This window comes from Micromonospora jinlongensis, from assembly GCF_013410645.1.
GTDB lineage: Bacteria > Actinomycetota > Actinomycetes > Mycobacteriales > Micromonosporaceae > Micromonospora > Micromonospora zamorensis.
The window spans coordinates 4,387,044-4,400,131 of sequence record NZ_JACCHK010000001.1; the positions used below are offsets into that span (position 1 = coordinate 4,387,044).

Sequence of the window (13,088 nt, forward strand, 5' to 3'; positions counted from 1 at the left end):
TTCGACTGCCGAGCGTCGGAGTCGATCCGTACTCTTCGTGCCCATGACTCCGGCTCATGATCGGTCGCGGAGCCCGGCTGGTCGTACCGCCCTGTCGGAGCTGCTCCGCGAGCATCGACGCGCCGCCGGCCTGACCCAGGCCGAGCTGGCGTCCCGGGCCGGGGTGGGTGTGCGGACGGTGCGTGACCTGGAGCGCGGTCGGGCGGTCCGGCCGCAGCGCACCACAGTGGATCTGCTCGCCACGGCGCTGGCGTTGACCGACACCGGCCGGGCGGCGTTCCTGGCCGCGGCCCGCGGCGCCGCTGGTGAGCTGGCCCGGCCGGACACCACCTCGACTGCGCTCGCGGTCAGCGGCAGAACCACGTCCGCCGACCGGCCGGTCACCCTCCCACCACCGGTAACGCTGATCGGCCGGGACCGTGACCTCACCGAGCTGACCGGAATGCTGACGGCGGAGCGCGGGCCCCGGCTGGTGAGCCTGGTCGGGCTGGCCGGGGTCGGCAAGACTTCCCTGGCAACGTCGGTGGCGCACGTGGTGGCCTCGGCCCACCCGGCCGGAGTGGCCGGGGTGCTGATCGGCGAGGGCTCGGACGGGCCGGACGTGCTCGCCGCCTCGATGTCCGTGCTCGGCGCGGCCCGGCTGCCGGACCTGGTGGCCCGGCTCGCCGGGCAGCCGGCGCTGCTGGTGATGGACGCGGTGGAACGCGCACCGGGCCCGGTGGCCGCGACGCTGCACCGGCTGCTCGCGGCCCTGCCCTCGCTGCGGGTGCTGGTCACCGGACGGCACCCGGTTGGCCTACCCGGCGAGCGGGTCTGGCCGGTCGCCCCGCTCGACGTGCCGCCACCGGACGCCGAACGCTCCGGACTGGCCACGCTCGAATCGTGGCCGGCGGTCGCGTTGTTCACCGCCCGGCTCGCTCAGGTCCGCCGGGAGACACCCACACCCGACGAGCTGCCAGCCCTTGCCGCACTGGTTCGTCGCCTGGGCGGGCTGCCGCTGGCCATCGAGCTGATGGCCGCCCGCGGCCGGCTCCTCGACCTCACCGAGCTCCTCGACCGGTACGGCGACCGGGTGCTCGACCTCGCCACTCCCGCCGATCCCGCCGTCCACCCCGGCTGGGACGCGCCGGACGCGCTCACCCCGGTGCCAGGCGGGCCGGACACCACCCCGGCGGTGGCCACGGTCACCCTGCGCGACGCGGTGGCGACGAGCTACCGACTGCTGGCACCGGACGAGCGGGCGGCGCTGCGACAGCTCGCCGTGTTCGGCAACCGATGGTCGGTGGAGTTGGCCGAGGAGATGCTCGCCGACGAGGCCGATCGGGACGGCACGGTGGCGATCGACAGTGTTCCGCTGTTGGACCGGCTCGTCGAGCTGGGGCTGCTGGGCGTACGCGGTACCGGGTCGTTCCGGTTCCGGCTGCTCGACGCGGTCCGTGACTATGCCGTGGAGCAGGCGGCCGGGGAGGGTGAGCTGACCTGCATCCGGCGGCGGCACGCGGAGGTGATCGCGCGGTTGGTGGCCCGGACCGCGATCGACCTGGTCGGCCCACGAATGTCCGACGCGGTGCACCGGCTGGACGAGATGAGCAGCGACATCAGTTCGTCGCTGGCCCACGCGGCCACCGACGACCCGTTGACCGCGCTGCGGCTGGCGGCCTGTCTGACCCGCTGGTGGCGGTTCCGTGGGCGCGACATCGTCGGACGACAGTGGCTGCACCGGTTGCTGGCCGACCCGCGTACCGCCGACGCCGATCCGGTCCTGCGTGGCTGGGCCGCGCTCGGGGTCGCCCGGCTCGCGGCCGAGCACGGCGCCAGCGCCGAGGAACTGCCGACGGCGCGCGCGGCGTTGGACACCTTCCTGAAGGCCGGCGACGTCACCGGGGAGTTGGAGGCGCGCACCGTGCTCGGCAACTTGTTGATCTCCGTCGGCCGGCACGACGAGGCTCGCGAGCAGGCCGAGGTGGTGCTGCGGTTGGCCGCCCGCAATGGGCGGACCCGGGACCTGGCGGTGGCCCAGAACAGCCTGGCCTGGCACGAGATCCGGGTTGGCGACCTGGCTGCGGCCCGACGCCGGCTCGCCGCGGTGGACCGACTCGCCGCCGAGAGTGGAGAGCAGCGGTTGCGGGTGCTGGCCTGGGCCAATCGCGCCGAGGTCGCCCGCCTGGAGGGCTGGTACGCGGACGCCGTCGACCATGGTCGACGGGCGATGGCGGGGTTCTCCGAGCTGGGCGATCCCGGGCACCGCCGCCGGGTGCTGGGAACGGTCGGGTTGGCGCTCGCCCAGGACGGGCGTGCTGCCGAGGCGACCGAGGTGCTCACCGAGCTGCGTACCGGGGTGGCCGAGGCTGCGGCGGCCGGGTCGGGGCGAGTCCTGCCGCGACAGCGCTCCGGTGACACGGCACTGCCCTGGGGTGGACCGGACGCCGGGCTCTGCGCGTTGATCGAGGGGAATCTCGCGCTGCACCGGGGTGACCGGGAGTTGGCTGCCGAGTGGTTCGCCGCCGCCGCCGACGAGGCGGGCCAGGACCGCCGGGACGTGGTGGAAGCGCTGGTGGGGCTGGCCGCGAGCACTGCCGACCGTGCAGTGCTCGACCGGCTCGCCCAGGCCTGCCGGGAGAGCGGCATCCAGCTGCTGCCGCAGGAGACGGGACTGCTCTACGCGTTGACCGCCGCTCGGGAAGGGCCGGCGGCGCCGCAGTAGCCCGGAGGGGTTGGATGCCTCGGACGCGGCCGGGGACGACCGGGGGCGAGAGAGTGGCGCGGGCGAAGAGCCCCCTTGGTGCTACCCCTCGCTGATCGCCCGCGCCGTCACCCCCCGGTGATCCCCGGTGCACGAAGCCTGCCACCGCTGCGACGGCAGAAAGCCGGCTTCGCCCGGATCATCCAGCTTGGCTCAGCCAGTTCTGCCGGTCTTTCTGCCGGTGCTGCCACCGCGCCCAGCCTCGGGTGTGCTCAGGACCGGGCGGCGTCGGTCTGCTGCTCGAAGCTGGTGTCGTCGCTGCCGGCGGTGGCGCACGGATGCGCGGCGTCGCGGACCCGGCGCAGCCCGTCCAGAAGGGCCGCCAGTGCCTCGGGGTCGAGTTGGCCGGTGAACCACTGCTCGATCATCTGTAGGTGCCCGGGCAGCGTCTCGTTCAGTCGCTGCATCCCGGCGGCGGTGACCACCGCGTACGAGCTGCGCCGGTCGCTCGGGCAGGCGCGCCGGGTGAGCAGCCCGTCACGTTCCATCCGGTCCACCACCCGGGTCACTCCGCTGGTCGACAGGGAGGTCTGCGCGGCGAGGTCGGTCATGCGTAGCTGGTTGCCCGGTGAGCGGGCCAGACGGGTGATGACCTCGAACTCGACCGCGGAGAGGCCGTGCTCTTCGAGTTGAGCGTTGAACCGGGCTGAGAGCCCGGCGTGTGCCTCGAAGAGCAGGCCGACGGCGGTGATCCGGGGATCGTCGAAGACGTTGGTCACCCGTTCATGGTAGCAGTACTTGACACGGGGAATATTGCAGTGGTTATAGTTGCTCAGGCAGTCGTTGGGCTACTAAACAATCTCCTGGAGGACAGCAGCATGACCAGCAGCATCGATGCGGTTACCCGCGACTGGGACGGCCTCACCATCCCGACGGCCGGCACCTACGCGCTGGACGTGGCGCACAAGCGGGTTGGCTTCGTTGCCCGGCACATGATGGTGAGCAAGGTTCGCGGTGAGTTCAACGAGGCGACCGCCACCATCACCGTCGCCGAGGACCCGCTGCAGTCGTCGGTCGTCGCGACCATTCAGGCGGCCAGCATCGACACCACGCAGGCCGACCGGGACGCACACCTGCGCAGCCCCGAGTTCCTGGACTCGGAGAAGTTCCCGACGCTCGAGTTCCGCAGCACCGGGGTCAAGTCCCGCCGCGGCAACGAGTTCGTGCTCACCGGTGAGCTGAGCATCAAGGGCGTCACCCGCCCGGTCGAGCTGGAGGTGGAGTTCGAGGGTGTCGGCCGCAGCCCCTTCGGCCAGGACATCTTCGGTTTCTCGGCGAGCACCGAGATCGACCGCGAGGAGTTCGGCCTGACCTGGAACGTCGCCCTGGAGACCGGGGGCGTGCTGGTCAGCCGCAAGATCAAGATTGAGATCGAGGGCGAGGCCGTCCGTCAGGCCTGATCCCTCCCGGATCACCACGCAGGGCCCGCGCCGCACGTCGGCGCGGGCCCTGCGTCGTCTCTGCCGTCCGGTGCCGAGGTCGTGGTAATTGTCACGAGTTGTTCTCGCCGCCACCGGGTCCTGGCGGCTGGCGGCGGGGTACAGATGGCGCCACGAGCAGCGTCCGCTCGGGTCGATGTCGGATGACCGCCATTGGCCTCTGGCCCCGGTCAGGTGGGCGCTCTTACCGTGATGGTTCACAATGCGCTTTCCGGGACGGCAGGATCCCGACCGCGCCGGTTGTCGGGAGGACACCACATGGGCAGGGACGTCTCGCAGGGCGCCTTCACCCGGGATGATCGCGTCCGGTACCGGCAGAAGGTGCGGCGGTGCCTGGACGTCTTCGCCCTGATGCTGGACGACTTCGGGTTTGACGCCGACCGACCGATGACCGGCCTGGAGATCGAACTCAACCTGGTCGACTCGGCGGCCGAGCCGGCGATGCGCAACGAGGAGATCCTCGCCGACATCGCCGACCCGCTCTTCCAGACCGAGCTGGGGCAGTTCAACCTCGAACTCAACGCCGAGCCCCGGCTGATCGAGGGCGCCGGTTTCGCCGAATACGAGCACGACCTGCGCGGCAGCCTCTCCCGGGCCGACGAGCGAGCGGCCAGGTCCGACGCGAAGATCGTCCTGGTCGGCATCCTGCCCACCCTCACCGAGGGGCACCTGGTCGAGGACAATCTCTCCACCAACGAGCGCTACCGGGTGCTCAACGACCAGATCGTCGGCGCTCGGGGCGAGGACATCGAGCTGGACATCCGTGGCGTCGAACAGCTCCGGACCCACACCGACTCGATCGCCCCCGAGGCGGCCTGCACCAGCCTCCAGTTCCACCTCCAGGTGGCACCGGACAGCTTCGCCGACTACTGGAACGCGTCCCAGGCCATCGCCGGCGTGCAGGTGGCGGTCGGCGCGAACAGCCCCTTCCTGTACGGCCGCCAACTCTGGGCCGAGACCCGGATCGCCCTGTTCCAGCAGGCCACCGACACTCGTCCGGATGAACTCAAGGCCCAGGGCGTACGACCCCGGGTGTGGTTCGGCGAGCGGTGGATCACCTCGATCTTCGACCTGTTCGAGGAGAACGTCCGGTATTTTCCGCCGCTGCTGCCGATCTGCGAGGACGAGGACCCGGTGGAGGTGCTGCACGCCGGCGGTGTGCCGCAGCTCGGGGAACTGAGGTTGCACAACGGCACGGTCTACCGGTGGAACCGCCCGGTCTACGACATCATGAACGGCCGCCCGCACCTGCGGGTGGAGAACAGGGTGCTCCCGGCCGGTCCGACGGTGGTGGACATGCTCGCCAACGCGGCCTTCTACTTCGGGCTGGCCCGCGGTCTGGCCGAGTCGGACCGCCCGATCTGGAGTCAGCTCACCTTCAGTTCCGCCGAGGAGAACTTCCACGCCGCCGCCCGACGTGGCCTCGACGCCGTGCTGCACTGGCCCGGGCTCGGTGAAGTGCCGGTCACCAAGCTGGTGCTGGACCAGTTGCTGCCCACCGCCGCCGTCGGCCTGGACGGGTTCGGTGTCGCCCCGGCCCAGCGGGACCGGCTGCTCGGCATCATCGAGCAGCGCTGCCGGACCGGCCGCAACGGCGCCGTGTGGCAGACCGAGGCGGTCTGGGCGGCGGAGCGGCGGCACGGCATGGACCGGAAGGACGCGCTGCACCACATGGTCCAGCGCTACCTGGAACTCCAACGCACCAACAACCCCGTCCACACCTGGCCAGTCCCCTAACCCCCCACCCACCCGCGTCGATCATGAAGTTGTTGCCACGACACGCCGGGAGGGATGGCAACAACTTCATGGTCAACAGGGTGGGGCAGGCCCGGGTGGGGCGGTTTTCAGTCCGCCGTGGGGCGGGTGGTGCGGCGGGCTGAGCGGGTGCGCCGGGCGCTGGACGTCGGATCCTCCGTGGTGGATGGGGCGACAACCGGGACGTCCGGGTTCACGCGTGGTGCGGGCACCCTGGGCGTCGGACCCTCGTTCGGCGGGGAGCCTGCCTCGGTTGCCTGCGGTGCGGCGTCGGCCCTGCCACGCCGACCTGCGGTGCGGGTCGACGATTCGGGGGCCGGTGGGGCGGAGTCGGCTTCGGCGACCGGAGTGGGCGTGGCCCGCGTGGTCGGAGTCGTCCCGCCGGCGGTAGCCGGGGTCGGTTCGGGCTCAACGGTCGAGGTCGGGCCGGTGGTCGTACGCGGCGAGGCCGCGCCGCGGTGTCCCGCCCGGTGCCGTTCGGCCCGCTCGGCGAGGACGGCGGCCAGCACCGAGCCGCCGACCCCCGCAATCACCGCGTACGGGGCGATCAGCTGGGTGGACAACTGTGCGGGGCCCAGCGTCGACCAGTGCGGCAGTGTGGTCAGGTAGGCGAGCGCGACGAGCACCGGGCCGGCAGCGCCGGAGGCTGCCGCGCCGACGCGGTGCCCGGCCGGGCGGGCGGCCCGCCGGGCGGCCAGCAGACCGATCAGCAGCGCGGGTACGAGTGCCAGCAGCGCGCCGGGCCAGTAGAGCTGGTCACCGATCCAGTACCGCGGGTGGTCCGGGTCGAGCTGCCAGGTGCCCAGTTGAGCACCGGTCAGCCCTCGCCCGACGCGTACCCCGTCGATCACCGAGACCACCGCGAGCAGCCAGAGCCAGGCGGCCGTCGCGGTCACGTTGACCGCGGCTGCCCGGGAGCGGAGCGCCCAGACCGCGACGAGTACGCCCAGCAGGATGCCCAGCGTCGCCTGGACGGCGGCGGTCCGTTGCGGTGCGCCGGTGTCCGCGCCGGTCGCGACCCGCGCGGGCACGGCGATCAGCAGCACCGTCACCAGGCCGCCGACTCCGGCGCCGAGGGCGAGGGCAACCCGGCGCAGCAGACCACCTCGGTCGTCGGGCGTGGTCACCTGGTTCGTCTGCGGGTCGGCGGCATCGGTGGCAGGCGGAACTCCGCCGCCCTGCGTCGCCTGCTCCGGCACGGTGGCGGGCTCCGTCACCTGCGGCTCGGCTGTCGTCGGTGTGGTGCGTTGGTGCAGTCGCTGCGCGCAGACCGCGCCGAGGACCGTTGAGCTGGCAGCGAGCCAGGTCGCCCAGGCGAGACCATCCGCCCAGGCGGTGTCGGTGGCCCCGGCATCGGTGGGCGTCCAGGTGATGACGCCCAGCCCGTAGCCGAAGCCCAGTTGGGCGGCGCCCGCGCCGGCAGCGACCCCGATCGCCGTGGCGATCGACACTCCCCAGCCCTGTCTGGCCATGCCGGGCAGCGTAACGTCCCGTCGTCGGCGCGGCGAGTCGCACGACCCGCCGGTATGAACGGCCCGGCGCAACAGGTTGGGCGGCGGGCGGTACGGTCGCCGGTGATGAGGCGGTGGACGGTATGACGGACACGAACACGGGCCGACAGGATGCCGTCGGTGGTCAGGACGGCGGCGGCGCGGGCCGGGCCAGCGTGCTGCTGGGCGGTGGGCTGGCCGCGGTGCTGCTGGCCGCGGTCGGCGCGACGGGCGGTTGGCTGCTGGCCGACGAGGACGGCGCATCCTCGGGGGATCCGTTGGCGGTGGCAACGACCGTTTCTCCGACCAGCCGGGCCACCGCTTCCCGGCCGAGCACCGGCCGGGCCACACCGTCGGCCGGCAGGACCTCCGCCACCGCGACGAAGGGGGCGGGCCTGACCGTGCCACCGGTGATCGGCACCGACTTCGTGCAGGCCCGGGACGCGTTGCGCAAGCAGCGGCTGGGTTGGCGGTTGGTCTTCGGTGGCGGCACCGGTCGTACGGTCGAGAGCACCTCACCCGACGTCGGCACCGAGGTCACCCGGGGTACGACGGTGCAACTTCAGGTGTCCGGGCCGGCGCCAGCGGCCGAGGTGCCGGACGTGGTCGGGGACAACTGCGACAAGGCCGTCAACGACTTGATCGACGAGGGCCTCTACCCGCGTTACGTCAGCGGACGCAGCGGAAAGGTCACCCGGCAGGAGCCGGCCGAGGATGGCCCTGCCCGCTGGAACGACGAGGTCAGCATCTGGTGTGGGGCGGACGCCCCCGAACAGCCGACCACGAAGCCCACCCCCTGACCTCGGACGCGGGCTGATTCTCGGCGACGGGTTGCGCGGCTCCGCCGGGGATCGGTATGCCGCGTCCGGGTCGGCAGCAGGCGCGACGCGACACGCTGATCCCCACCGATGGCGCTACGGCCGGCTAGGTTGACGGTCGAGGGCCATGACGCCCGTCCGGTCCGGGAAGGGACGAGCGATGAGCGACGACCGCCAGGAGCCTCCCGCCGGCGAGCACGACGACGACCGGACCCGCCCTCTGCCACCGGCCGACCGGCCGGAACCACCGCAACCGGCCCGACCTGCCCCCGCGCCGGATGAGACCGCACCGATGACTCGGCCTGCGGCTCCGGATGAGACCGCGCCGATCGACCGCACCGAGCCGGCTGGCCCCGCCCTGTCGCCGGACCAGACCATGCCGATCGATCGTTCCGCCGGTACGCCGTCGGGCGCGCCGAGCGACCAGACGAGGCGGTTCCCCGCCGAGACGCCGAGCCCGCCGCCGACCCCGCCGTCGTGGTCTGGACGGGCCGAGGTGCGGCCGCCACGATCGGCGGAACCCGCCGGGGAGTGGTACGTCGAGGAACAGGGTGGCCGGCGATGGTGGCTGCCGATCCTCTGGGGTGTGCTCGCGTTGCTGCTCGTCGCCCTGCTCGGGGGAGCCCTCTGGTTGGTGCTCTCCAGCCGGGAGGAGGATCGCGACGACCCGGGGTCAACCCCGTCGCTCCCGTCCGCCAGCGCGACCAGCGCCGCGCCGACCAGCGCGTCCCCGACCTCGGCGGCGCCGACCAGCGAGACGCCGAGCAGTTCGGCGACCACCACGGCACCGGAGGAGGTGCCGGTGCCGCCACTCACCGGCCTGCCGCAGGCCACCGCCGAGGGGTTGCTGGACCGGCTCGGCCTCGCCCACCGGGTGGTGTACCGGCCGTCGGAACTGCCGCCGGGGACCGTGGTGGGCACCGAGCCGGAGGCGGGCACGTCGGTGTCGACCGACGACGAGGTGTTGTTGGTGATCTCCCAGGCCCGACCCTCGACCGGGGCGAGCCCGACGACGCCGCGCCCCACGGTGACGAACACGCCGTGACCGGTGGTCACCACATCCGGCGGCGGGTGCCGACCAGGCCGAGGCCGGCCAGCGAGATGGTGAGGCCGAAGATCCCGGACCAGAACAGGGAGCGGCGGACGTCCGTCGCGGTGTGCCCGGACGGAGCTGCTTCGGTGAGTTCCTGACGCCCGTCGGACTGGCCGCCGGCGCCGTGGCCGGCCACCGGGGCGGTCGGGTCGGCAACTCCGGCGTGGCTGCTCCGAGCGTCGGCGCCGATCCAGCCGGGGTCGTCGCGCACCGATGGATCTTCGTCGGACGGAGGGTCGACGTCGACCACGGTGATCTCCGGTGCGGGCACCGGCGCGGTCAGCCGGGTGGACGACATCGCTGGGTCGCGGACGAGGACCAGCAGTGTGGCCATCGCCCCGAGGAGGGCGAGTAGTCCGAATGCGTAGGCGATACGGGAGCGGTGGTGCCGCCGCAGGGCGGGCTGATTGACCATGACCATCCCAGGGTCAGGGTCCTGGACGTACGGGTGGAACGGTGCCGGGGTGGGCGTACCGATTCTATGGCGACGGCACGCCCACCGGCGGCGGATCGGGTCGGTCAGCCCACCCGGAGTGGGGTACGGGCGACCGGCCGCCGGGCCCGCACGGTGTGCGGACGGGGCTCGGGGGCGGCCTGCAGCTGCTCCAGCCCGGCCCGCTGGACGAAGATCGAGCGTCGGTTGACCGCGTCGCCCGCGGCGTTCAATTCGTAGCCGTCGAGCCAGAGCCAGCCGTCATAGGTGGGCCAGTCGAGCAACCGGATCACCCGGAACTTGATGGGCCTGAGGAACTGGACACTCGCCGCGCGAGTCACGTGCAGTACGTCACCGGTGCGGGGAAGCACATGGGCTCCTGGGGAGGATCGGCCGGCCGTGGTGCCGGCGGTGCCTGAACGGGGGACGTCTCGGCCGGTGACGGGGTCGTGCCTCGTGAACCGGTGGTGCGGATGGTGGTGGTCGGGCCGTACTCCGCTGGTGACGTGCCGCCACCCGACCACCACCCGACTGCTTCCGGGAACCGCGCCCGCCGCCGCAGCTTGCCGGCTTGCAGCGGCGGGGTCATCACCCCGGAGCAGGTCTGGGTATCGTCGGCCGGGTCCGCGTCGTGTCCGGCTTCCCCGGCTCGGTGGGGTCACCACTCCGAGGGACCGGACGGAGACGCTGAGTGATCCGTGCCATACGGACAGAGTGCATCAGGGACGTGCTTCATGCAAGTTGCACGTCGACTTTTGCCGATACGTGAGCGTGTCGCGCGAAAGGCCTATTGAAGCCATCCGCGTCCGGACGGCACACTGAGGGCCGGTATCGCCGTCGCGGCCGGCCGAGGACCGGCACCACCCCCCTTCGTCGCGAACGCTCGCCGGTCGACGGTCGCGCCCCCGGCGGGTGTCACCCAGTGGCGCGTGACCGGAGGTAGCCCGAGTGGGGTCGAGCAGCCAGCGGCGGGGACCAGTGGCGCACGGGTTGCGCCATGAGTGAGAGGCGCAGTCCCACCATCAGACGGCGACGGCTCGGTGCCGAGCTACGCCGCCAGCGGGAGTCCGCCGGAATCACCATCGAGGTGGTCGCCGAGCAGTTGGAGTGCTCCGCCTCGAAGGTCTCCCGGATCGAGACCGGCCACACCACGGCCACCCCTCGCGACGTGCGGGACATGCTGCGGATCTACGGGGTGGTCGGTGCCGAGAGCGACGAGCTCGTGCAGATCGCCCGGGAGGCGCGCCAGAAGGGCTGGTGGCACCCGTACAGCACGGTGCTCGTCGGCGCGTACGTCGGGCTGGAGGCGGCGGCGAGTTCGATCCGGGCGTACGAGCAGCAGGTCGTGCCGGGTCTGCTGGAGACCGAGGAGTACGCCAGCGCCATGATCCGCGCCGCTCGGCCGGACTTCACCCCTGATCAGGTGCACCAGAGGGTGCGTGTCCGTCTGGGCCGTCAGTCGTTATTGACCCAGGACGATCCGGTCGATCTGTGGGTGGTGCTCGATGAGGCGGTGGTAAGTCGGCCGGTGGGCGGGGACGAGGTGATGCGCGGCCAGCTCAAGCGGTTGGTCGAGGTGGCCGAGTTGCCGAACGTGACGCTGCAGATCCTGCCGTTCGAGGTTGGTGCGCATGCCGGCATGGACGGCACTTTCACGATCCTCAGCTTCCCTGAGCCCGGTGATCCGGATGTTGTGTACGCGGAGAACGCCACGGGTGGGCTTTTCCTCGAGAAGAGCGACGAACTACAGAAGTACAGCTTCATCTTCGATCACATCCGCGCTGCGGCCATACGTCCGGAGGAGTCCGTCGCACACATCGCAAAACTGGCAGAGGAGCCGTTGTGGAAATGGCGACCAAGGGGTTCCCCGTGAACCTGGCGCAGGCAGCATGGTTCAAGAGCTCGAAGAGCGGGCCGAACTGTGACAACTGCGTGGAGGTGGCATACGTGACGGGGGCGGTCGGAGTGCGGGACTCGAAGGACAAGGCGGGCCCAGCCCTGGTCTTCGCGCCGGGTGACTGGCACGCCTTCGTCGCCGGCACCCGGGGCGGTGCGTTCGGCGTGGCCTGACCGAGTGGTCAACGAAGTCCCCGTCCGGTCCTCCGGACGGGGACTTTGCCGCGCCCGGGGAAAAGCCCTGGTGGGAGGTCGGTTCGCGAGGGTGGTGGGTGAGGTTCCGTTGGCAATCCCGTCGCCACAACGCGCCCGTCTCGTTGAACCGGTCGGTACGGCGATGGTCAACGGTCTGCCGCACCGACCCGCAACCGAGCGAGTAGGCGAGACGGATGACGACGATCGGTTCAGACAATCTCACCAACGGTCCGGCCAAGCCGGAACGATTCGGTGGCAAGTACCGCGGCGCCCGTCGGGACACCGTTCTGACCGAGGTGGTTTCGACGGACCAGGAGTTGAGCGGGCGGGAGGGATCCTCCGAGTCGACGGATCCGCCGCTCTCACTGCCCTCGCTGGACCCGAATCCGCTGATCGAGCCGTCGTTTCCGCCGGCCGGCTGGCCGATGGAGTCCACCGATTCCCTTGCCGATCATCCGTTGCTGCGTGGCCTCCTGATGGAGTTGCCGCCGAAGGGCAGTGCTCCCCCGCAGGACTGGCTGGACCGTTGGTTCGAGGCGACCAGGGCAATCCTGGAGCTGCTATACGTGCAGGGGGTTGGTCGCCCGCGTTGACCGTGGCACGTCGGGCTGGGCCCGCTCGGCGAGACGGCTGTGGCGTAGCGCGTGCCGGACCGCGATGGCGGCCACCGCGAGCGCGCCCACGGTGATCGCCGGCCCGGTGACACCCGGATCGGCTCCGAGGTCGGTGCCGATCGCCGCGATCACCGCAGGCACTGTGGCCAGGGCGGTCACCTGCAGTGGCAGCCCGAGCAGCGGGTGGGCCGCGGCGGCGCGCAGCCCGTGCGGCGCGGGTGTCGCGGGCGCGCTGGCGAAGGCGCCCGCGCCGGCCCACAGCCGGCGGACCCGGCGTACCGAGCAGACCGCGGCCACGAGCGCCGGCCCGGCCGCCAGGCCGAGCCCGGCGGCGGCCCGGTCGACCGGCGTGGTGCCGGCGCTGACCAGACCGCCGCCGAGCACGGCCGCGGTGAGCGCCACCCCGGTGAGGGTCAACACCAGCAACCATCCGGTACGCCGGCGCAGCACGCGGGTGTTGTGCAGCCGAGGGAGGCCGTCGGCAACGACGCCGGCGGCCAACCAGAGGGCGGCGACCGGAAGCAGGATGGTGAGCTGACTCTCCATGTTCGAGAGTCTTTCCCGGATCGCGGCGAGGCGAATCCGGGCCGGTCCCCCGTTCGCCCCGGACGT

The 13,088-nt window shown here is 72.0% G+C and carries 13 protein-coding genes; 8 read left to right on the forward strand and 5 right to left on the reverse strand.

The window, feature by feature from the left end:
• The first annotated feature begins 43 nt into the window (after positions 1-43).
• Positions 44-2,704 (forward strand): ATP-binding protein, encoded by a 2,661-nt coding sequence (locus tag HNR22_RS19500; protein ID WP_179781550.1) that lies wholly within the window; start codon positions 44-46, stop codon positions 2,702-2,704.
• A gap of 251 nt (positions 2,705-2,955) precedes the next feature.
• Here HNR22_RS19500 and HNR22_RS19505 read toward each other — a convergent pair whose 3' ends face one another.
• On the reverse strand, positions 2,956-3,462 hold the full coding sequence (locus HNR22_RS19505; protein ID WP_099849546.1) for a MarR family winged helix-turn-helix transcriptional regulator: 507 nt from the start codon (positions 3,460-3,462) through the stop codon (positions 2,956-2,958).
• Positions 3,463-3,561: 99 nt separating this feature from the next.
• On the opposite strand from HNR22_RS19505, the gene HNR22_RS19510 reads away from it, so the two are divergent.
• Positions 3,562-4,143, forward strand: a complete 582-nt coding sequence (locus HNR22_RS19510; RefSeq protein ID WP_179781551.1) for a YceI family protein — start codon at positions 3,562-3,564, stop codon at positions 4,141-4,143.
• Between the two features lie 297 nt (positions 4,144-4,440).
• The gene (locus HNR22_RS19515) at positions 4,441-5,919 is read left to right on the forward strand and encodes a glutamate-cysteine ligase family protein (RefSeq protein ID WP_179781552.1); all 1,479 of its coding nucleotides are present in this window, start codon (positions 4,441-4,443) and stop codon (positions 5,917-5,919) included.
• A gap of 107 nt (positions 5,920-6,026) precedes the next feature.
• Here the strand turns inward: HNR22_RS19515 and HNR22_RS19520 are convergent, their stop codons facing one another.
• Complete coding sequence (locus HNR22_RS19520) at positions 6,027-7,409, reverse strand: hypothetical protein (protein WP_179781553.1); 1,383 nt, start codon at positions 7,407-7,409, stop codon at positions 6,027-6,029.
• A gap of 122 nt (positions 7,410-7,531) precedes the next feature.
• Here HNR22_RS19520 and HNR22_RS19525 point away from each other — a divergent pair, with 122 nt between their 5' ends.
• Both HNR22_RS19525 and HNR22_RS19530 read left to right on the forward strand, forming a co-directional pair.
• Entirely contained in the window at positions 7,532-8,227 is a 696-nt protein-coding gene (locus tag HNR22_RS19525) for a PASTA domain-containing protein (protein WP_179781554.1), read from the forward strand.
• 178 nt (positions 8,228-8,405) lie between these two features.
• Complete coding sequence (locus HNR22_RS19530; RefSeq protein ID WP_179781555.1) at positions 8,406-9,290, forward strand: PASTA domain-containing protein; 885 nt, start codon at positions 8,406-8,408, stop codon at positions 9,288-9,290.
• 7 nt (positions 9,291-9,297) lie between these two features.
• Here the strand turns inward: HNR22_RS19530 and HNR22_RS19535 are convergent, their stop codons facing one another.
• On the reverse strand, positions 9,298-9,759 hold the full coding sequence (locus HNR22_RS19535; RefSeq protein WP_179781556.1) for a hypothetical protein: 462 nt from the start codon (positions 9,757-9,759) through the stop codon (positions 9,298-9,300).
• Between the two features lie 98 nt (positions 9,760-9,857).
• Positions 9,858-10,142, reverse strand: coding sequence for a hypothetical protein (locus HNR22_RS19540; RefSeq protein ID WP_179781557.1), 285 nt, complete (start codon positions 10,140-10,142; stop codon positions 9,858-9,860).
• Between the two features lie 626 nt (positions 10,143-10,768).
• Between HNR22_RS19540 and HNR22_RS19545 the strand changes: the two genes are divergently transcribed.
• The 3 genes from HNR22_RS19545 to HNR22_RS19555 all read left to right on the forward strand — a co-directional run bounded on the left by HNR22_RS19545 (position 10,769) and on the right by HNR22_RS19555 (position 12,455).
• The gene (locus HNR22_RS19545; RefSeq protein ID WP_088950845.1) at positions 10,769-11,644 is read left to right on the forward strand and encodes a helix-turn-helix domain-containing protein; all 876 of its coding nucleotides are present in this window, start codon (positions 10,769-10,771) and stop codon (positions 11,642-11,644) included.
• Positions 11,620-11,841 carry a DUF397 domain-containing protein gene (locus tag HNR22_RS19550; protein WP_088950846.1) on the forward strand — a complete coding sequence of 74 codons (222 nt, stop codon included), beginning with the start codon at positions 11,620-11,622 and terminating at the stop codon, positions 11,839-11,841. Before HNR22_RS19545 ends, HNR22_RS19550 begins: the two co-directional genes overlap by 25 nt.
• A 215-nt stretch (positions 11,842-12,056) precedes the next feature.
• Positions 12,057-12,455 carry a hypothetical protein gene (locus HNR22_RS19555; protein ID WP_179781558.1) on the forward strand — a complete coding sequence of 133 codons (399 nt, stop codon included), beginning with the start codon at positions 12,057-12,059 and terminating at the stop codon, positions 12,453-12,455.
• Here the strand turns inward: HNR22_RS19555 and HNR22_RS19560 are convergent.
• Positions 12,423-13,022: a hypothetical protein gene (locus tag HNR22_RS19560; RefSeq protein WP_179781559.1), complete on the reverse strand. Its 600-nt coding sequence runs from the start codon at positions 13,020-13,022 to the stop codon at positions 12,423-12,425. The genes HNR22_RS19555 and HNR22_RS19560 overlap by 33 nt on opposite strands.
• Between the last annotated feature and the right edge of the window lie 66 nt (positions 13,023-13,088).

Coding starts and splice junctions, on each gene's coding strand:
- HNR22_RS19550 (WP_088950846.1), top strand. CDS start 11,620: ATGGCGACCAAGGGGTTCCCCGTGAACCTGGCGCAGGCAGCATGGTTC.
- HNR22_RS19530 (WP_179781555.1), top strand. CDS start 8,406: ATGAGCGACGACCGCCAGGAGCCTCCCGCCGGCGAGCACGACGACGAC.
- HNR22_RS19535 (WP_179781556.1), bottom strand. CDS start 9,759: ATGGTCATGGTCAATCAGCCCGCCCTGCGGCGGCACCACCGCTCCCGT.
- HNR22_RS19515 (WP_179781552.1), top strand. CDS start 4,441: ATGGGCAGGGACGTCTCGCAGGGCGCCTTCACCCGGGATGATCGCGTC.
- HNR22_RS19510 (WP_179781551.1), top strand. CDS start 3,562: ATGACCAGCAGCATCGATGCGGTTACCCGCGACTGGGACGGCCTCACC.
- HNR22_RS19555 (WP_179781558.1), top strand. CDS start 12,057: ATGACGACGATCGGTTCAGACAATCTCACCAACGGTCCGGCCAAGCCG.
- HNR22_RS19545 (WP_088950845.1), top strand. CDS start 10,769: ATGAGTGAGAGGCGCAGTCCCACCATCAGACGGCGACGGCTCGGTGCC.
- HNR22_RS19500 (WP_179781550.1), top strand. CDS start 44: ATGACTCCGGCTCATGATCGGTCGCGGAGCCCGGCTGGTCGTACCGCC.
- HNR22_RS19520 (WP_179781553.1), bottom strand. CDS start 7,409: ATGGCCAGACAGGGCTGGGGAGTGTCGATCGCCACGGCGATCGGGGTC.
- HNR22_RS19525 (WP_179781554.1), top strand. CDS start 7,532: ATGACGGACACGAACACGGGCCGACAGGATGCCGTCGGTGGTCAGGAC.
- HNR22_RS19560 (WP_179781559.1), bottom strand. CDS start 13,022: ATGGAGAGTCAGCTCACCATCCTGCTTCCGGTCGCCGCCCTCTGGTTG.